Origin of the sequence: Mycobacterium sp. 48b, from assembly GCF_048282725.1 — a bacterium.
GTDB lineage: Bacteria > Actinomycetota > Actinomycetes > Mycobacteriales > Mycobacteriaceae > Mycobacterium.
In genome coordinates this window covers 4,055,568-4,073,267 of sequence record NZ_JBLVUL010000001.1, presented here as the reverse complement: position 1 = coordinate 4,073,267, position 17,700 = coordinate 4,055,568, and the positions used below count along the sequence as shown (strand labels likewise).

The 17,700-nt window shown below is 67.8% G+C and carries 17 protein-coding genes; 7 read left to right on the top strand and 10 right to left on the bottom strand.

Annotation, left to right across the window (positions count from 1 at the left end):
- Positions 1-108: 108 nt before the first annotated feature.
- Complete coding sequence (locus ACNQR1_RS20045; RefSeq protein ID WP_418047588.1) at positions 109-1,215, bottom strand: glycosyltransferase; 1,107 nt, start codon at positions 1,213-1,215, stop codon at positions 109-111.
- 86 nt (positions 1,216-1,301) lie between these two features.
- Complete coding sequence (locus ACNQR1_RS20040; protein WP_418047587.1) at positions 1,302-2,210, bottom strand: dienelactone hydrolase family protein; 909 nt, start codon at positions 2,208-2,210, stop codon at positions 1,302-1,304.
- Between the two features lie 67 nt (positions 2,211-2,277).
- Between ACNQR1_RS20040 and ACNQR1_RS20035 the strand changes: the two genes are divergently transcribed.
- The 3 genes from ACNQR1_RS20035 to ACNQR1_RS20025 all read left to right on the top strand — a co-directional run bounded on the left by ACNQR1_RS20035 (position 2,278) and on the right by ACNQR1_RS20025 (position 5,549).
- Positions 2,278-3,204 carry an SDR family oxidoreductase gene (locus ACNQR1_RS20035; RefSeq protein ID WP_418047586.1) on the top strand — a complete coding sequence of 309 codons (927 nt, stop codon included), beginning with the start codon at positions 2,278-2,280 and terminating at the stop codon, positions 3,202-3,204.
- A 100-nt stretch (positions 3,205-3,304) separates the two neighbouring features.
- The gene (locus ACNQR1_RS20030) at positions 3,305-5,095 is read left to right on the top strand and encodes an N-acyl-D-amino-acid deacylase family protein (protein ID WP_418047585.1); all 1,791 of its coding nucleotides are present in this window, start codon (positions 3,305-3,307) and stop codon (positions 5,093-5,095) included.
- A gap of 37 nt (positions 5,096-5,132) precedes the next feature.
- The gene (locus tag ACNQR1_RS20025) at positions 5,133-5,549 is read left to right on the top strand and encodes a nuclear transport factor 2 family protein (RefSeq protein ID WP_418050423.1); all 417 of its coding nucleotides are present in this window, start codon (positions 5,133-5,135) and stop codon (positions 5,547-5,549) included.
- A 12-nt stretch (positions 5,550-5,561) separates the two neighbouring features.
- Here the strand turns inward: ACNQR1_RS20025 and ACNQR1_RS20020 are convergent, their stop codons facing one another.
- The 5 genes from ACNQR1_RS20020 to bfr form a co-directional block, all read right to left on the bottom strand.
- Entirely contained in the window at positions 5,562-5,927 is a 366-nt protein-coding gene (locus tag ACNQR1_RS20020; protein ID WP_418047584.1) for a VOC family protein, read from the bottom strand.
- A 29-nt stretch (positions 5,928-5,956) separates the two neighbouring features.
- The gene (locus ACNQR1_RS20015) at positions 5,957-7,336 is read right to left on the bottom strand and encodes a glutamine synthetase (RefSeq protein ID WP_418047583.1); all 1,380 of its coding nucleotides are present in this window, start codon (positions 7,334-7,336) and stop codon (positions 5,957-5,959) included.
- 29 nt (positions 7,337-7,365) lie between these two features.
- Positions 7,366-7,848 (bottom strand): carboxymuconolactone decarboxylase family protein, encoded by a 483-nt coding sequence (locus ACNQR1_RS20010; RefSeq protein ID WP_418047582.1) that lies wholly within the window; start codon positions 7,846-7,848, stop codon positions 7,366-7,368.
- A 42-nt stretch (positions 7,849-7,890) separates the two neighbouring features.
- Positions 7,891-9,948 carry a DHA2 family efflux MFS transporter permease subunit gene (locus ACNQR1_RS20005; protein WP_418047581.1) on the bottom strand — a complete coding sequence of 686 codons (2,058 nt, stop codon included), beginning with the start codon at positions 9,946-9,948 and terminating at the stop codon, positions 7,891-7,893.
- A gap of 145 nt (positions 9,949-10,093) precedes the next feature.
- Positions 10,094-10,573 carry a bacterioferritin gene (gene bfr / locus ACNQR1_RS20000; protein WP_328818830.1) on the bottom strand — a complete coding sequence of 160 codons (480 nt, stop codon included), beginning with the start codon at positions 10,571-10,573 and terminating at the stop codon, positions 10,094-10,096.
- 244 nt (positions 10,574-10,817) lie between these two features.
- Here bfr and ACNQR1_RS19995 point away from each other — a divergent pair, with 244 nt between their 5' ends.
- Positions 10,818-11,453 carry a fatty-acid--CoA ligase gene (locus tag ACNQR1_RS19995; RefSeq protein ID WP_418047580.1) on the top strand — a complete coding sequence of 212 codons (636 nt, stop codon included), beginning with the start codon at positions 10,818-10,820 and terminating at the stop codon, positions 11,451-11,453.
- Positions 11,453-11,668 (top strand): (2Fe-2S)-binding protein, encoded by a 216-nt coding sequence (locus tag ACNQR1_RS19990; protein ID WP_418047579.1) that lies wholly within the window; start codon positions 11,453-11,455, stop codon positions 11,666-11,668. Before ACNQR1_RS19995 ends, ACNQR1_RS19990 begins: the two co-directional genes overlap by 1 nt.
- Here ACNQR1_RS19990 and ACNQR1_RS19985 read toward each other — a convergent pair.
- Positions 11,665-12,420, bottom strand: a complete 756-nt coding sequence (locus ACNQR1_RS19985; protein WP_418047578.1) for an enoyl-CoA hydratase/isomerase family protein — start codon at positions 12,418-12,420, stop codon at positions 11,665-11,667. The genes ACNQR1_RS19990 and ACNQR1_RS19985 overlap by 4 nt on opposite strands.
- Positions 12,421-12,476: 56 nt before the next feature.
- Entirely contained in the window at positions 12,477-13,202 is a 726-nt protein-coding gene (locus ACNQR1_RS19980) for a hypothetical protein (protein WP_418047577.1), read from the bottom strand.
- A gap of 85 nt (positions 13,203-13,287) precedes the next feature.
- On the opposite strand from ACNQR1_RS19980, the gene ACNQR1_RS19975 reads away from it, so the two are divergent.
- Complete coding sequence (locus tag ACNQR1_RS19975) at positions 13,288-15,309, top strand: FUSC family protein (RefSeq protein ID WP_418047576.1); 2,022 nt, start codon at positions 13,288-13,290, stop codon at positions 15,307-15,309.
- Position 15,310: 1 nt separating this feature from the next.
- On the opposite strand, the gene ACNQR1_RS19970 is transcribed toward ACNQR1_RS19975, so the two are convergent.
- Positions 15,311-15,940, bottom strand: coding sequence for a PaaI family thioesterase (locus ACNQR1_RS19970; protein WP_418047575.1), 630 nt, complete (start codon positions 15,938-15,940; stop codon positions 15,311-15,313).
- 144 nt (positions 15,941-16,084) lie between these two features.
- On the opposite strand from ACNQR1_RS19970, the gene ACNQR1_RS19965 reads away from it, so the two are divergent.
- Positions 16,085-17,689, top strand: a complete 1,605-nt coding sequence (locus tag ACNQR1_RS19965) for a tetratricopeptide repeat protein (protein WP_418050422.1) — start codon at positions 16,085-16,087, stop codon at positions 17,687-17,689.
- Positions 17,690-17,700: the final 11 nt, after the last annotated feature.

The following is a 17,700-nucleotide window of genomic DNA, read 5'->3' as shown; positions in this document are numbered from 1 at the left end:
CTCGACCGTCCTTGCTGCAGCGTGCGCGTGAATATGACCCGGGGAACATAGGGCCGGGGTGTGCCGGCTCACCAGGTCTGGCGTCATCGTGCGCAAAAGTCGGTTTGTCTACCGGGCTCCCAGGACATCGAGCATTCCCGCCGCCGACCGCGGCCAGGTGAACTGCTCGGCCCGCTGCCGGGCACTGATGCGTCGCAGCGGTTCGGGCCGGCCGATCACCGAGGTGACGGCCCGCGCGATGGCGTGTGCGTCGTTGTCGGCAGTGGCCCCGCTGTCACAGGTGAGGATCTCGGCCAGCGCGGAGGTCCGCGACACCACCGCCGGAGTTCCACAGGCCAGCGCCTCCAGCGCGGCCAGGCCGAAGGTCTCGTGCGGTCCCGGCGCCAGCGCCACGTCGGCCGAGGCCAGAATGGTCGCCACGGTGTCGCGGCAGCCGATATACCCGGTGAAGGCCACCGGCAGCCCGTTGGCCTGGCGCTCCAACCGCGCCCGCAGCGGCCCCTCTCCGACCACCACCAGCCGCGCATCCACTCCCGAATCACGCAGGGCGGCAATGGCATCGATGCTTCGGTGGGCATGCTTCTCGACCGACAGCCTGCCGCAGTGCACCAGGAGAGTCTGTTGTGGCGCGGCCCAACGGCTGCGCATCGCGGCACACCGCCGGCGCGGGTGGAACTGCTCGAGGTCCACCCCGAGCGGCACGGTGGCCACGTTGTCCGCGCCGATCCGCTCGAATTCCTCCCGGGCGAAACCCGTCGTGCACACGACGGCGTCATAGTTGGCCGCGGTGCGTCGGTTGGCGAAGTCCGCCACCATGACCGCAGCCGAACGGGGCAGCACCTGCCCGACCAGCCGGTCCAGGCGCTCGTGGGAGATCATCACAGTGGCGACACCGTGTTTGCGGCCCCACGGACCCAGCGATCTCAGCGTCAGCCGGTCCGATACCTCGATGGCGTCGGGACCGAGCTGTTGCAGCAACGCCGTCACCGGTCCCGGGAGCACCGCGCGGTAGCCACCGGTCAACGGGATGAGCTTGGCAGGCAAGGAGATCCGCACGACGCCGCTGGTGAGAACGTGGCGCTCCGGGTGTGGGCCCGGGACGATGAGGTACACCTCATGGCCCAGGGCGCAGTACTCCGCTCCCAGGCGGTCGACAGCGGTCCGCAGACCTCCCGATCGCGGGCCGTAGAAATTGGCGACCTGGACAACCCGCATGTCACGATCAGAACCGGGCCGCGTGTGCGGTCAACAACGTCGCCGCAACCGAGACTTGAACAGCCGCTGAACATGCCCGGGCAGGTTCAGGCGAGATGGGTCCCGAACCAGCCCTGGATGCGTCGCCACGCATCCGCTGCCGCCGCCGGGTCGTAACGATCGCCGGTGTCGTTGAAGAAGGCATGGTTGGCATCGGGTTCGGTGATCAGCTCATGCACCAACCCGGCCTTCTCCAGTGCCGCACGGACCACCGGTTCGGTGGCATTGACCCGCTGGTCCAGCGCGCCGTAGAAGGCGAGCACCGCGACATCGCGCGAACCGCCGAAATCCGGATCATCGGGCGCCGGACCGTAGAACGGCACCGCGGCAGCCAGCGCGGGGTTACCCGCCGCCAGGAGCCGCCAGACCAGTCCGCCGCCCATGCAGAAACCGACGGCGGCGACCCTGCGTCCGGGAGCGCGCCGTTGCAGCTCCTCGATGCCGGAGCGCAAGTCGGCGATGAACTGCGGCGGTTCGACCTTGCTCAACGCGGCGGTGGCGTTGGCCGGGTCGGCGAATGCGGCGGTACCGCCCTGCGCCGAGAGCAGGTCGATCGCCAGCGCCGAATACCCGATACCGGCGAAGCGCCCCGCCACCGAACGGATGTGGTCGGTGAGCCCCTTGTTCTCGTGGATCACCAGCACCGCGCCCTTGGGTTCCGGCGCAGCGGCCCAGGCACCCTGCAACTCACCGCCGGGACCCGCCCAGCTGACGGCCGTGGTCGGCAGAGCGCCCTGCAGGCCCGGCGGCTGGGGCGGGGCGGTACCGGGGGCCGCGTTGGGGGTCGTGCTCGGGTTCGCCCGCTTCGACTCACCGCACGCGGCGATCAGTGCTGTCGCCGCGGCGGCGCCGATGCCCAGCAGCCCCAATCGACGCAGCGCCTCCCGGCGCGACAAGAGCCCGTCGAGGTGATCGGTCGCGATTTCCTCGGCGATATAGCGCTGCAGTGGAGTCACCTCCGCAAGTATGCGCCGAAATGCCGAACCGCAGCATGAGAACTGCGCGCGGCGGGATACTCATCGGATGGGCTGGACACCGGACCCGGATGCGCTGCGGGGATACATCGCCGTGGTTGCCGGCGCCACTCGCGGCGCGGGACGCGGGATCGCCGCGGCGCTCGGCGAGGCCGGTGCGACGGTCGTGTGCACCGGGCGCAGCAGCCGATGCGGAAACCGCGACTCCGACTATGACCGGCCCGAAACCATCGAGGAAACCGCCGAATTGGTCACGGAGCTGGGCGGTTCCGGCATCGCCGTACAGGTCGACCACCTCGACGTGACGCAGGTGCGCAAACTGGCCGGACGGCTACAGGCCGACTACGGACATATCGACATCCTGGTCAACGACATCTGGGGTGCCGAGGTGCTCAAGGGTCCGCCCGACACCTGGGGCCGGCCGATGTGGCAGCACGATCTCGACGACGGCTTACGGATGCTCCGGCTGGGGCTCGACACACACTTGATCACCTCCCATTGCATCCTGCCGCTGCTCGCCGACCGGCCCGGCGGCCTACTGGTCGAGATCACCGATGGGACAACCGAGTTCAATGCCGAACACCCACGACTCTCGGTGTTCTACGACCTGGTGAAGACCGCGGTGAACCGACTGGCCTTCAGCCACGGGCACGAACTCGCCGCCTTCGGCGCCACCGCCGTCGCGGTCACCCCGGGCTGGTTGCGCTCGGAGATGATGCTCGACAACTACGGCGTCAGCGAGGCGGACTGGCGGTGCGCCCTCGACCTGGCCCGCACCGACGGCTACCCGGCCGCTCCGCCGGGCTTCGCGGAGTCCGAGTCCCCCAGGTTCGTCGGGCGCGGCGTCGCCGCACTGGCCGCCGACCCGGACCGCGCCCTCTGGAACCAGCGGTCCGTGAGCTCGGCCGCCCTCGCCCGCCACTACGGGTTCAGCGACCTCGACGGGCGGGTACCTGACGCCTGGGCCCCGCTATAACCCCAGTTCAGAACACATCCGTCCCACCCAGTAGACATTTTTTCAAATCTGTTCACTGATTTCATTGACACTGGTGTCACCGGCCCTGTTCTATGGCTGGGTGAGCTTCGACACAATCATTCGCAACGGCCGGTGGTTCGACGGCACCGGCGCCCCGTCAGCAGTCCGCAACATCGGAGTTCGCGACGGACACGTGGTTGCCATCTCCCCCGAACCACTCGACGAGACCGACTGCCCGCATGTCATCGACGCCACCGGCAAGTGGGTTCTGCCCGGGATGCTCGACATCCACACGCACTACGACGTCGAGGTGCTCAACGGTCCGTCGCTGTCGGAGTCACTACGCCACGGCGTGACCACCGCGATGCTCGGCTCCTGCTCGCTGTCGACGGTGCACGTCGGCGGGGTCGACGCCGGCGACCTGTTCGGCCGGGTCGAGGCGATCCCGCGCGACCAGGTCATTGCCGCAGTGGACGACAACAAGACCTGGACCGACTGCGACGGTTACGTGGCGGCGCTGGAGTCGCTGCCTCTGGGCCCCAACCTGGCCGCCTTCATCGGGCATTCCGACATGCGGACCGCGGTGATGGGACTCGACCGCGCGACCCGCAAGGACGAGCGGCCGACCGCCGCCGAGCAGGCCCGCATGGAGCAGATGCTCAAGGAGGCGCTTGATGCCGGCTTTGTCGGGATGTCCTCACAGCAGCTGCTTTTCGACAAGATCGACGGCGACACCTGCCGGTCCCGAACCCTGCCGTCCACCTATGCCAGACCGCGCGAGCTGCGCCGGCTCAAGTCGATGCTGCGCCGGGCCGGCCGGGTGCTGCAGTCCGGGCCCGACATCCAGAATCCGCTCAACCTGGCCTCGCAGGTGGCCCAGTCCCTCGGACTGTTCCGCAACCCGCTCAAAACCAGCCTCCTGTCGGCCGCCGACATCAAGGCCAACCCGTACGCGATCTGGATGATGGGTCCGCTGGCCCGGTTGGCCAACGCACTCGGCGGGAACTTCCGGTGGCAGCACCTGCCGGTGCCCTTCGAGGTGTACGCCGACGGCATCGACCTGGTGGTGTTCGAGGAATTCGGTTCCGGCGCAGCGGCTCTGCACCTACGCGAAGAGGTCGAGCGCAACGAACTGCTGCGCGACGAGGAATACCGGCGCAAGTTCCGCAAGGACTACGACAACAGGTTCGGGGTGCGGGTGTGGCACCGGGACTTCTTCGATGCCGAAATCGTGGCCTGCCCTGACGAATCCGTGGTGGGCAAATCGTTCGGCCAGGTCGGGCAGGAGCGCGGTGAGCTCCACCCCGTCGACACCTTCCTGGATCTGGTGCTCGAGCACGGCACCGCGCTGCGGTGGCGCACCACGATCTCCAACCACCGCCCCGAGGTGCTCAAGAAGCTGGCCCGCGATCCCGGTATTCAGCTCGGCTTCTCGGACGCCGGTGCGCACCTGCGGAACATGGCCTTCTACAACATGGGACTGCGACTCCTGCGACATGTTCGCGACGCCGAACGCGCGGGCACGCCGTTCATGTCGATCGAGCAGGCCGTGCACCGGCTCACCGGTGAGCTCGCCGACTGGTACCGGATCGACGCCGGCCATCTGCGCATCGGGGACCGCGCCGACGTGGTGGTCATCGACCCGGAGCGTCTCGACGACTCCCTCGACGCCTACGCCGAGGAGGCCGTCGACCATTACGGCGGGCTGTCCCGCATGGTGAACCGCAACGACGACACCGTCACCGCGGTCCTGGTCGGCGGACGCACCGTGTTCGCCGACGGCCGGCTCACCGACCTGGTGGGGCGCCGGCGCACCGGCCGGTTCCTGCGCGCCGCGCACCACACGCCCGCTTCGTCCACCGAGAAAGGTGAATTGTCCAGTGTCCGTTGAGGAAACCGCCTGCTCCGTCGAGGAGACCGTCCGCGGTATGTGGAAAGCCCTGTCCGACCGCAACTGGGAACTGCTCAAGACCTACCTCTCGGAGGACTGCATCTACCTGGACATGCCGGTGGGGGCCGCCGCGGCCGCCAAAGGCCCGGAGGACATCGTCAAGCGCCTCAAGATCGGTCTGGAACCCTTGGCGTCGTACGAGAACTTCTCCGGGCTGCTGGTAGAGAACGGCATCGACGCGATGTACGAGCACCACGAGGAATGGCACTGGGTCACAGGAGAATCCGCGGTGCTCCAGTTCGTCACCGTGCACCGGGTCGAGAACGGCAAGGTGACCCTGTGGAAGGACTACTGGGACATGGGCGCCCTGGCCAACCACGCTCCGCCGGACTGGCTGGAGAACTTCGCCACCGCCGACATGTCGTGGGTGTTCGACGCCACGGGCCTGGTCTGACCGTGTGACCGCTCAGCCGATGCCCCAGACGAGGCAGAACGGGTGGCCGGCCGGATCCCGGAACACCCGGAAGTTCTCCTCGCCGACGGCGTCGGTGACCCGCGTGGCGCCCAGGGTCAGGACCTGACGCTCGGCCACGTCCGGATCGTCGACCTCGATGTCCAGATGGATCTGCTGAGACCCCCGCGGGTCAGGAAAATCCGGAGGCTCGTGTTCCGGAGAGTACTGGCACGCCACCCGCCGTCCGGACGGATCCGTGACGACCACCCAGGTGTCGTCCTCTTCGGAGACGTCTCCGCCCAGTAGCTCGGCGTAGAACTGCGCCAAGGCCCGCGGATCCCGACCGTCCAGCACGATGGAGCGAAGTCTTCCGATCATCGCGTCCGTATTGCCTTCGCCGACAACGCTCAAACGCTCCAAGCCATGCGGAACCGCTCGGTGAGCTGCTCGGCGTCCAGAGCACCGAAGTTCTCCTGCTCGTAGTTGCGGACCGCGAGCACCGCGTCCACGGACTGATCGCCGAGTATTCCCCGGATCAGGGCCGAAGAGTCCAGTGCGGCGAGGTTGTCGGCCTGGCGGTCGGACAACAGGACGATGCCCCCTTCGGCGCGCTGGGCGTCGCTCAGCGCGGCCGGGTCGACGCGGACTTCGGGGCCCAGCGCCAGCCCGTCGGCGATTCCGCGCTCGGCCAGGCCGAGAATCGTCGCGGTGGCCAGGTACGGGTTGGCCGACGGATCGATGACCTTCACCTCGACGTTGGCGCCGTACGGATTGCTCGGACCGCCGATCAGAAAACGCACCGCGGCTTCCCGATTCTCGGTGCCCCAGCAGTTGTAGGCACCAGACCAGTAGCCCGGCCGCATGCGCAGCCCCGACAGCACCGATCCGCACAGGACACCTTGTGCGGCCGGCAGACCGGCGAGGAGGCCCGCGAGGGCGGACTCGCCCTGAGGCATCATCCCCCGAACTCCGCTTCCGCCCGAGAACACCGGCGCGTCAACCAGGCTCAACGAGAAATGTTGGTGGGCACCGCTACCCACGCCGGTGGCGAACGGCAACGGTGAGAGGCTCACCCTCAGGCCGTGTCGGCGGGCCACCCGCGCGGCGATGATCCGCATGAGCACGAGCTGATCCGCGGCCGCCACCGGCGGCAACGGGGCCAGCGAGATCTCGAACTGATTGGACCCGTACTCGGGATGGAACTGTTCGATGGCCACCCCGGACCGGTTGGCCGCATCGGTGACATCGCGGACGAATCCCTCGAACTCGAGCACCCCGGCCAGCCCGTACTGCGCCCACAGCAGCGACGGCAACCGGCTGCCGTCCGGCCCGACGAGCACGAACTCCACCTCGTGCCCGACCAGCGCCGTCAGATCGGCGGCCGCCAGGCGGTCCTGGACGCGCTGCAGCACCCCCCGGCTGCAGTACGGATCGGGCACACCGTCCTGGTCGTAGAAAGCCGCCGGCGCCCAGGCCAACCCGTCACCGAGGATGCGCAGCGCGCCGAGATCGATCCTGATCCGCTGATCCCCCACCACCCCGATGGCCTCGCTCATCGCGATGCCCGTCTGGTCGATGGTGAAGGCGTGAAACACCGGGCTGGCGCCCAGGCCGGGATCGGCGAAGATCCCCATCCGGCGCAGCGGAACGGTTTTCGCGTGCGTCAACCCGGCCGGGCTGACGACCGTCCCGATCAGCGTCGCGACACCATCCGATTCCAGCTGGGCGATGGCCGCCGCGGCCAGAGGTTGCGCTGGTCGGGATATTCCAGCTGATCCAGCTGTCACAGCCACATTGTGCGCCGGGCCCGCGCGGGCTAGAGGGTGATCTTGCAGGTTTGGCCGATGTCGAGCGTCCGCAACATCCGGCCCATGCCCAGCCACATCGCACAGGACAGAGCCAGATCGGTCAACAGCTCGGCATCGAACTGCTCGCCGGCCCGCTCCCAGAAGTCCTCGTCGTCCCGCAGTCCGGTGTGATCGGCGGCGAAGCGCTCGGCGAACTCGGCGGCGATCCGCTCCTGCGGGCTGTAGCCGGGCCAGGTCCGCCATTGCGCGGCGTGATCGTAGAGATCCTCGTCGACCCCTGCTGCCGCTCCGTCGGAGTCTCGGGTGTTCTGGCACACCACGCATTCGTTGTTGAGCGCGATCACCATTCGGGCGAGCTCGCGCACCCGCAAGGGCAGCCGCCCCTTGGTGTACACCGCGTTGGTGAAGTTGGCCATGGCGGTGCCGATCTCGGGAGACTTGAGGATCCAGCCGGCCACGTCGTCGTCGGGAAATTCTCCGATACGGCTCATAGGCCGAATCGTACGCAAGTCTCAGCAGTTCTGGAACAAGTTCTAGTTTTTTGTTCCCGCGCCGGTCAGCTCCGCCTCTCGGTCGTCACCCCAGTCCCGTTGCACCACGGCCCGGTGGGCGATGCGCTCGAGCGCGGCCTCCACCTGGGCCCGGTCCGGGCGCCCCTCGAACGACGGCGATTCGCCCAGCTTGTCGACGATCCGCCCGACCAGCGCGGCGGACACGCCGTCCACCTGACGTACCCCCCGCTGCGTCAGCCACAGGCTGTCCCCCGTGCGCAACACGTAACCGTCCTGCACCAGCCGGTTGAAGGTCGGCTCGAGAACCTCGAAGGGCACCACGAGCCGGTCGGCGATCTCGGTCAAGCGGGCGGTGCCGAATATCTGCCCGTGCCGGTAGATCTTGAGCAGCGCCCACAGCCCGGCCACGTCCAGCTCGCATCCCGGCCCGCCTGCGACGTTTCGCAGCCGGATCTCGGGTGAACTGCGCATCAACCGGCTGACCACGGTCTCGAGCACCTGGTCTGCGGACTCGGCACTCGGCATGCCGAAGCCCTCCCCGAGATCGGCCGCCATCGTCGCCTCCGCCTCCAGCAGAGGCACCTCCTTGAGGAACAGCGCGACGATCAAGCCGACCAGCGCCACCGGTGCGGCGCACAGGAACACCAGGTCCAGCGCGTTGGCGTAGGCGTTCACGATCGGGGCGGCAACCTCGGGCGGTAGCTCGTGCAGCGCCTGCGGTGAAGCACCCGCGACCGGTGGGGCGCCGCCGGCCGCGATGGCGCCGGGCAGCCGGTCCGAGAGGAATCCGGCGAACAGTGAACCGAAGATGGCGGCACCGAACGAACTCCCGATGGTCCGGAAGAACGTCACCCCGGACGTCGCGACGCCCAGGTCGGCGAAGTCCGCGGTGTTCTGCACGATGAGGACGAGCACCTGCATGCACATGCCGATGCCGGCGCCCAGGATCAGCAGGTACAGCGACTGCAGCGGGATCGGCGTCGCGGCATTCATCCGCGACAGCAGCAGGAAGCCGACGAGCATGATCGCCGTACCGGCGACCGGGTAGATCTTGTAGCGACCGGTGCGGCCCACCAGGCTGCCGCTGACGGTCGAGGTGATCAGCAGGCCGATCACCATCGGCATCGTTCGCAGTCCGGATTCAGATGGCGATACGCCGTCGACGAACTGCATGAAGGTGGGCATGAAGGTCAGCGCACCGAGCATCGCGAAGCCGACCACCAGCGACAGCACACAACACATGGTGAAGACCGGATTCCGGAACAGCCGCATCGGCAGAATCGGTTCGGCTGCCCTGGTCTCGGCCCGTACGAACATCGCCAGGGCCAGGATCGACCCGACCACCAGACCGATGATGGTCGGCGACGTCCAGGCCAGCTCACCCCCGAGACTGGTGGCGAGAGTGAGACCGGAGGCCCCGATCCCGACCCAGACGATTCCGGCGTAATCGATGACCGGACGTTCGGGGCGGGATGTCAGCGCCGGGATGGTCGCGGCGGCGACCACGAGCACCACGAGGCCGACCGGGATGCTGAGCCAGAACGCCCAGCGCCACCCGAGGTGATCGGTGACGAAACCGCCGAGCAGTGGGCCGGCGACGGTCGTGACACCGAAGACCGCCCCGAGCGCACCCTGATAGCGCCCGCGGTCCCGCAGTGGGATGACCTCCGCGATCAGGGCCGAGGAGGTCACCATGATCGCGCCGCCGCCGATCCCCTGCAGCGCCCGCGCGGCCACCAGCATGGCCATCGACCCGGACAGGCCGCTCAGCACCGATCCGGCGAGAAAGCACAGGACCGCCACCTGGTACACGGCTTTGCGGCCGAAGATGTCGCCGACCTTCCCGACGACCGCGGTGATGACGGTCGAGGCCAGCAGGTAGCTGGTCACCACCCAGGCCTGATGGCCGGCGCCGCCGAGGTCGGCCACCACGGTCGGCAGGGCTGTGGCGACGATCGTCTGGTTGAGCGAGGCCAGCAGCATGCCGAGCAGGACGGCGACGAAAACCAGGTTGCGTCTGCGCACGCTCAGCAGGGCCGCACCAGAGGTCTGCTCGGCGGTGGTTGATGGGCTCGACATGACTTCCTTTCACCTGTCTGCCAGTTCAACCACGATATCGTTAGATAAGCTATGAAAGTTACAGCACGAACAAAACCGCCCCGGGTAACCGGCGTCACCGGGCTACCCAGGGCGGCTCGAACCGAAACTGTCGGCGCTACCGGACCTACTGAGGCGGCCGGGACACGCACTGCGCCGCGTAGAGCGCATCGCCCAGCTTCTCCATGAGCTCCAATTGGGTCTCCAGGTAGTCGATGTGACCTTCCTCGTCGGCCAGGATCGTCTCCAGGATCCCCGCCGATGTCGCATCCTGCTTTTCGCGGCACATGATGATGCCCGGTTTCAGCCGCGCAACCACTTCGTACTCGATCGCCAGGTCGGCCTCGAACTGTTCCCGGAGCGTCTGGCCGACCCGCAGCGAAAACAACCGCTGATAGTTGGGCAGACCGTCCAGAAGCAGGATTCGGTCGGTGATGGTCTCCGCGTGCCGCATCTCTTCAAAAGACTCGGAGCGGGTGTGTTCCGCCAGTTCTGTAAATCCCCAATTATCTTGCATCTTGGAGTGCAAGAAATATTGGTTAATTGCGGTGAGTTCGCTCGTCAATTGCTCGTTGAGCAATTTCAGAACATCTGGATCGCCTTGCATCGTGACTCCTAAGCACCCTTGAGGGCTGGTCAAGTGTTGCCGTGTGCCGTGCACATCCAATCTAGTCCAGAAAGCACGGCGCAGCACAATGATTAACGCCGAATTCGGCGTGTTCGTGCGACATTGTCGGACCCGAGGGGGCGGCGAGACCGAGGCGTGGCCACGAGGAGTGGACTGGCTGTCCTAACTAAGGTTAGACTGCGCTAATCTCTTGCGACAGCACGAAAGAAAGGCCGGTAACGAAATGAGTGAGTACGATCTGCACTCGCTCATCCTTTCTTGCGATTTCCGCGTCGACGACGTCGAACAAATGTGGAAATGGATGGAGAAACACCGTTCCGGCCTTTTGTCTATCGGCGCGCATCATGTGGTGCTCTATAAATCAATTTGGGAACCCGGCCGGGTATTGGTGACGATCGGAATACGGCACGCCCGGTCCATCCGCGACGTGTTGCGATCACCGGCCATATTCGAGTGGTTCGATATTTCCGGCGTCGAAGATATTCCGCCGATATTCGGCGGCGAAGTGGTGGAGAAAATCGACCTCACCGAGCCGTCCCCGGAGGGGCACGTGGCCGGCGTGATCGTGGGAGCGGTGGCCACCGTCGACGACGTCTCCACCCTGATGCGCAAGGTGCACGACGGCCTCGACCGCTTCGAGCAGGGTGGCATCCGCAAGATCTGGGTCTACCAGGCGCTCGACGACGGCCAGGAAGTGATGATCCTGCAGGAGGTCTGCGACGAGATCAGCGCCCGCCAGTGGATCGACCACCCCGATGCGGCCGCCGAGTGGATGACCACCGCCGGCTTCGGTGCGTACCCGAGCCTGTTCGTGGGCAAGTTGGCCTACATCATGAACGTCGACGAGCAGGACGACTGATGTTCGTCTGCCTGTGCACCGGGGCGACCAGCCAGGTCGTCAACGAGATCGTCGAGTCCGGCGCCACCACCTCCAAAGAGGTGGCCGAGGCGTGTGGGGCCGGGGCCGATTGCGGACGGTGCCGGCGCACGATCCGCGCCATCATCGCCGCCCATCAGGCGGCCGAGGACCGGCCCTCGGAGTTCAACGGCTGCCCGTCCCGGGCCACCCGCTAGCCCTTGCGATCGGCGAACTGAGCCAGCGCGTCGACGTTGGCCGCCGCACCCACGAGTTCGACGAACAACGCCTTCTCTCGCTCGACCGCCGCCGCGATCTGGTCACGGATCGGCGCCACCATGGCCTGCTTGACCGCGATCAGGCTCGAAATCGGTTTGGCCGCCAGCGTTTCGGCATACCGCCTGGCCTCGGTCAACAGCTCGTCAGGCTCGCAGACCTTCCACACCAGACCCATCTCACGGGCCTCGGCCGCACTCACCCACTCCGAGGACATCAGCAGCCAGGCGGCGTTCTGCCTGCCCACCAGCCGCGGCATCAGATACGAGGAGGCGGCCTCAGGCGCCACTCCCAGGCTGGTGAACGGACACTTCAACCGCGCCGAGGACGACATGAACGCGAGGTCGGCGTACCCCAGGATGGTGGCGCCGATCCCCACGCCGACGCCGTTCACCGCGCAGATCAACGGCTTCGGAAAGTCCGCGATCACCTCGATCATCCCGTAGAACCCGTGCTCGCCCGGGGTGAATTCCGGGTTGGTGATGCGGGTCTGCATCTCGACGAGGTCGTTGCCCGCGCTGAAGGCCCGGCCGGCGCCGGTCAGCAGCACCACGGCAACGTCGGGATCCTCGGCCGCGGCGCGCAGGGCCACCGTCGTCTCGTCATACAGCGCCTCGTTGAACGCGTTGAGCGCCTCCGGGCGGTTGAGGGTCAGGGTGCGAACCCGATTGGTGTCCTCGATCAGCAGGGTCATCTCTCACTCCTCGCGTGCGCGCCGTGACCGCTGCAGCCTAACTAGAACACGTTCCACTATTGCCGGCCGGGTGCCGGAAAACCCGTGGCGAACGGGCTGGAATAGACGTATCGACTGGTCGGCACGGTGTCGATGTTGCTGCTGGCGCCGAAGGCATCCGTGCTGGCCACCATCTTGCGCATGCGATCGGCCAGATCGTCGTCGTCGGCAGCGCCGAAGAACGCGTACAGGTCCGACACCGCCTCCTGACGGAACAGTTCCTCCACGATGCCGTCGATCGCCGGGGCATCCTCCGTCAGGGCACGCACCACGGTGTTCTGCGTGTAGCCGAAAGTGTCCTGGGTTTCGATGGCCACCGAGGTGTGGTCGATGTGCCACCGGTGCAGCCAGGTGGCCTCCTCCAGGTCGGCAGGACGGCGCAGCAGCGCGATATTGGCCAGGCCGTCGGTACGCTCCCCCGCCGCGGTCGGTGGTGCCGTCATCGGAACCGACTCGGTGACCAGATACGCCGCGAGTGAATCACATTCTGCGGCAAGTACTTCCAATGCCCGGTCGGCCTGTTCACCGTAGTACTGCTGGACCCACAGGCTGACCACCGCGACCACCGGCGGATCCAGGGTCGTCAGCGTCATCAACGAATCCCGCACCGCATCGTCGCGGACATTGACCGCCAGGCCCGGGAGCCCGAGTGCCAGCAGCTGGTCGGCGACGACGGTCCGCAGCCGTTCGCACCACCGCTGATCCGAGTGTGCGCCACGTAGCAGAACGATGACTTTCTCCACGATGGGAGAACCTACCGGCGCACCGATCCGCGCCACGCGTGGGTGGTTGTGCCACCGGCGGCCCACCGCGAGTGAGAATGGTGAGGTGCACACGGGTGGACAGGCAGCCGACGCACTCCGGCTGAGTACCCCCGACGCCGGTGCGGTGGCCCGAAGCCTGATCGGCGTCCTGGCGGTGACTGCGGTCGCGCTGGTGTGGGGTTCCGGCGCGACCGCGATGTGGGCGCTGGGCGGTGGCGTGATCGCCGGTGCGATCGCCCTGCAACGCAGCCCCGGCGGCCGGGTTCCCCTGGTGGTCACCGGCTCCGTGGAACTGGCCATCGCGGTGCTGCTCGGAACCCTGGCCGGGGGGCACAGCCCGCTGTTCATCGCCGTGGTGGCGCTGTGGTGTTTCGCCGCGGGCATGCAGTGGTCGCTCGGGGCCAACGCCGGCCTGGTGGCCTCGGCGGCCAGCGCGCTGCTGGTACTGGCACCGCCGACCGGACCGACGCTGGGCCAGTCACTGGCGGCGCCGACCCTGGTGATCCTGGCCGGAGTGGTGCAGGCGGTACTCATCGCCGTCTGGCCGCCGCGGCGCTGGCGGGCCCAGCGCGACGGACTCACCCGCGCTTACCGGTCACTGGCCACCGATTCGCGCAACGTCGCGGCCAACAGCGCCGCCGCCGTCGACGACGCGCCGCTCACCTGGCTGCGTGAGGTGTTCGCCGACAGCCAGGTCAGCCAGCGGCCGCGGGCCTACCACGGCGGATACCGGCTGCCCGAACGCCTTGCGGGCACACTGGCCTCGCTGCGCTCCACCGCCGATCGTGACACTGGCGCCGCCGACGAATCCGCGGCCGACAGCGGGCTGCCGCAACTGCTGACCGCCGCGGCGGTGCTCCTCGACGCCATCGCCGACCACGGGCACACCGCACGACGGGACGCCGAACACGCCCTGGTCCGCGTCCACACCGCCGCGGCCGCCGTCACCGGACCCGAAGCGGCGCTGGCACAACGATTCTGCGAACAGCTGCGCGAGGCCGCGGTACTGCGGTTCGGTCAGCTGCACCGGCCCGACCTGATCGGCTCGCTGGCCTCGGCACCCGCGGTGGTCCGCTCACACCTGACCTGGACTTCGCCCATCCTGCGCCATGCCATCCGGCTGTCGGTGACGACGGCGCTCGCGGTCGCGGCGGCCCGTTACGGCGGGCTCGAGCACGGCTACTGGATGCCGTTGGCCGTCGTGGTGGTGCTGCGGCCGGAAACCGCGCACACCTATACCCGGTGCGCGGGGCGCATCGCCGGCCTGTGCGTCGGCATCGTCGTCGCCTCGATCCTCACGTTCGTGTGGCAACCCGGACCGATCGGTTCGGCGGTGTGCGCGCTGCTGTTCGTCGCACTGGCCTACGGCGTCGCGCAGTTCGGCTACCTCGCGGTCGGCGGGACGGTGGGCGCCATCGTGATGTTCACCATCGGGGTGAGCGCATCCGCGCCATGGTCGGGCAACGCCGACCGACTGCTCGCCGTGCTGATCGGCGGCGGCCTGGCGGTGATGGCGCACGTGGCGCTGCCCGACCACGCCATGATCCGCTTGCGCCAGCGGGCCGGAGAACTGCTGATGACCGAGATCGACTACGCCGCATTGGTGATCAAGGCATTCGTCCACGAAGTCGACCACCCCGCCGAGATCCTGTCGGCGGCCTGGCAGCGGGCGTTCCGCGCGCGGGCCGCGTTCGAGGCGGCCTGGGGTGCCACCAGCCTCGAACCGCCGCTGCTGCGACGCTGGCTGCGGTCCTACCGCACTGCGCTGAATTCGGTGACCAGCGCCTGCACCACACTGGAGAACAGCTTGCCCACGCATCCGTCGTCTGCCCTGCACAGCGAGTTCATCGCTGCCGTAGACGATTACGTCGAGGCGTTGCGCGGCGCGCCGCCGAGCCCCGCGGTGCCGTGGAGCCTGGACACCGCCGAGCTGTCGACCGCACTGCGGCGCGTGCACAACGTGGCCTCGACGCTGTCCGCCGACAACGGCGCGGCACGCATCCTGATCGGCGAATTGACCACGATCACCCGCAGCCTTGAGGACATCGCGATCGATCGCGTCGAGCCGGCGGGAGACTCGCGCTAGCTCACCCGCGCGCCCATTTCGGCAGGATGAAGACCCCTTCGGCTTCGGCGGTGATTCCCTCGGCATCTGAAACATGTCCGGAGGCAAAGGCTTTGATTCCGTCCGTACGGGTGATCCGCCCCTCGGCATGGAGGTCGCCCAGCGGCGTCGCCCGCAGATAGCGAATGGTCAGGGTGCCGGTGAACCGCGGGCGATCCGAGTCGCTGGCAGCCACCTCCCCCAGCACGTGGTCGAGAACCATGGCCACCATGCCGCCGTGCACGTGACCGGGCGGCCCCTCGTAAGGGGCGCCGAGGTGGAAATCGGTGTGGACGCCGCCGTCGTCGTCCTTCACCATCACCAGCGGCGGGGCGATCGGATTGCGGATCCCGATCGCCGGGTTGCCCCACGGCATCCGGTCCCCGTCCGAGGTGAACTGGACCCCGAACGGCCCGTCGATCTGCTTGGCCCGCAACCGCGCGGTCGCGTCGTCGATCTGGGCCCGCACGGCAGCGACCTCGTCGGCGTCGACCTGCGAGCGGATGCTGGCGTCGATCAGTGCCCGCACCGAATCGGCCAGCGGTGCCCACACCTCCCGCAGACGCTGCACGTCCGCAGACCTGAGACCTTCGACATGGGTGTAACCCGGCATTGGTGAACTAGAACATGTTCGGCACGCCGGTGTCGAACCACCCGGGGTAGCGTCACCACCGTGACGGATCCCGCCCAGACCGAACCGTATTACCGGCTCGGGACCTATCACCGGCCGACCGACACCCCCTCGCCGCCGGCGCAGGTGTGGTTCGACCGCGGAATGGTCTGGTCGTATGCCTTCAATCATGAAGAGGCCATCCGGTGCTTCGAGCGGGCACTGCAGCTCGACCCGGACTTCGCGCTCGCCCGCTGGGGAATCGCCTACGCCGTCGGCCCCAACTACAACAAGGCCTGGGACGCGTTCGACCCCACCGACCTGAGCACATCGCTGGCCCGCGCCCGGGCCGAACTCGAGCGCGCCGCCACGGGCCGCGCCTCGGCACTGGAACGCGACCTGATCATCGCTCTGCACAAGCGGTTTCCGACCGCCGATCCCGATGACGCCGAGACCCTGACGGCCGGGCATGCCGACTACGCCGACGCGATGACGGCGCTGGCCGCCGCCCATCCCGAGGACATCGACGTGCAGACGCTGGCCGCGGACGCCCTGCTCAACGTGACCGCGTGGGCGCTGTGGGACGGCCGCACCGGTGAGCCCGCCCCGGGATCTCGTGTGGTGGAGGCGAAAAGGATCCTGGACACGGCACTGGCCAGCACCGCAGGACGGCAACACCCAGGAGCCCTGCATCTGTACATCCACGCGATGGAGATGTCGACGACGCCCCAGGTGGCGCTGCCCGCCGCCGATCTGCTGCGCGGACTGGTACCCGACGCGGGGCATCTGCAACACATGGCCAGCCACATCGACGTGCTGTGCGGCGACTATCGCAACTCGGTGACGGCCAATCTCGCTGCGGTACACGCCGACAGGCGATTCGTCGAACGCGAGGGGGCGCTGAACTTCTATTCGCTGTACCGCGCGCACGACCTGCATTTCGTGGTGTATTCGGCAATGTTCGAGGGCAGTTCGCAGATCGCTCTGGCCGCGGCCGAGGAACTGGCCGCCCAGCTCACCCCCGAGTTGCTCTCGGTCCCCTCACCGCCCATGGCGGACTGGCTGGAGGCCTTCGTGCCCTTGCGGGTGCACGTGCTGGTGCGGTTCGGCCGGTGGGACGACCTGATCGCCGAACCACTGCCCGCCGATCCCGAGCTCTACTGCACCACCACCGCGACCATCCACTACGGCCGCGGCGTCGCCTACGCGGCGACCGGCCGGGTGGAGCTGGCCCGGTCCGAGCGCGACAAGTTCCTCGCCGCGTACCGGCGCATCCCTGACACGCGCTACCTGTTCAACAACACCAGTGTGGACATCCTGGCCATCGCCGAACAGATGCTCAACGGCGAAATCGCGTACCGGGAAGCCGATTTCGACACCGCATTCGCGTACCTGCGCCGGGCCGTCGAACTCGACGACGCCCTGCCCTACGACGAACCATGGGGGTGGATGCAGCCGACCCGGCATGCCTACGGTGCGCTGCTGCTCGAACAGGGGCATGTCGAGGAGGCTGCCCGCGTCTACGCCGCCGACCTCGGTCTCGACCCGACGCTGAGCCGGTCCAGCCACCATCCGAACAACGTGTGGAGCCTGCACGGCTATCACGAATGCCTTCGCCGGCTGGGCCGCGATGCCGAAGCGGTCATCATCGGGCAGCAACTCGAGTTGGCACTGGCGCGCGCGGACGTCGCGGTCGACGCCTCGTGTGCCTGTCGCCTCGAGGTGGCGAAGCCGTGTTGCGGCGGCGACTGAACGTTGGGATC

Excerpts from the sequence above, each read along its gene's own strand:
- ACNQR1_RS19970 (WP_418047575.1), bottom strand. The coding sequence starts at position 15,940 with ATGCCGGGTTACACCCATGTCGAAGGTCTCAGGTCTGCGGACGTGCAG.
- ACNQR1_RS20045 (WP_418047588.1), bottom strand. The coding sequence starts at position 1,215 with ATGCGGGTTGTCCAGGTCGCCAATTTCTACGGCCCGCGATCGGGAGGT.
- ACNQR1_RS19990 (WP_418047579.1), top strand. The coding sequence starts at position 11,453 with ATGTTCGTCTGCCTGTGCACCGGGGCGACCAGCCAGGTCGTCAACGAG.
- ACNQR1_RS20035 (WP_418047586.1), top strand. The coding sequence starts at position 2,278 with ATGGGCTGGACACCGGACCCGGATGCGCTGCGGGGATACATCGCCGTG.
- ACNQR1_RS19985 (WP_418047578.1), bottom strand. The coding sequence starts at position 12,420 with ATGACCCTGCTGATCGAGGACACCAATCGGGTTCGCACCCTGACCCTC.
- ACNQR1_RS20005 (WP_418047581.1), bottom strand. The coding sequence starts at position 9,948 with ATGTCGAGCCCATCAACCACCGCCGAGCAGACCTCTGGTGCGGCCCTG.
- ACNQR1_RS20025 (WP_418050423.1), top strand. The coding sequence starts at position 5,133 with ATGTGGAAAGCCCTGTCCGACCGCAACTGGGAACTGCTCAAGACCTAC.
- ACNQR1_RS19995 (WP_418047580.1), top strand. The coding sequence starts at position 10,818 with ATGAGTGAGTACGATCTGCACTCGCTCATCCTTTCTTGCGATTTCCGC.
- bfr (WP_328818830.1), bottom strand. The coding sequence starts at position 10,573 with ATGCAAGGCGATCCAGATGTTCTGAAATTGCTCAACGAGCAATTGACG.
- ACNQR1_RS20020 (WP_418047584.1), bottom strand. The coding sequence starts at position 5,927 with ATGATCGGAAGACTTCGCTCCATCGTGCTGGACGGTCGGGATCCGCGG.
- ACNQR1_RS20010 (WP_418047582.1), bottom strand. The coding sequence starts at position 7,848 with ATGAGCCGTATCGGAGAATTTCCCGACGACGACGTGGCCGGCTGGATC.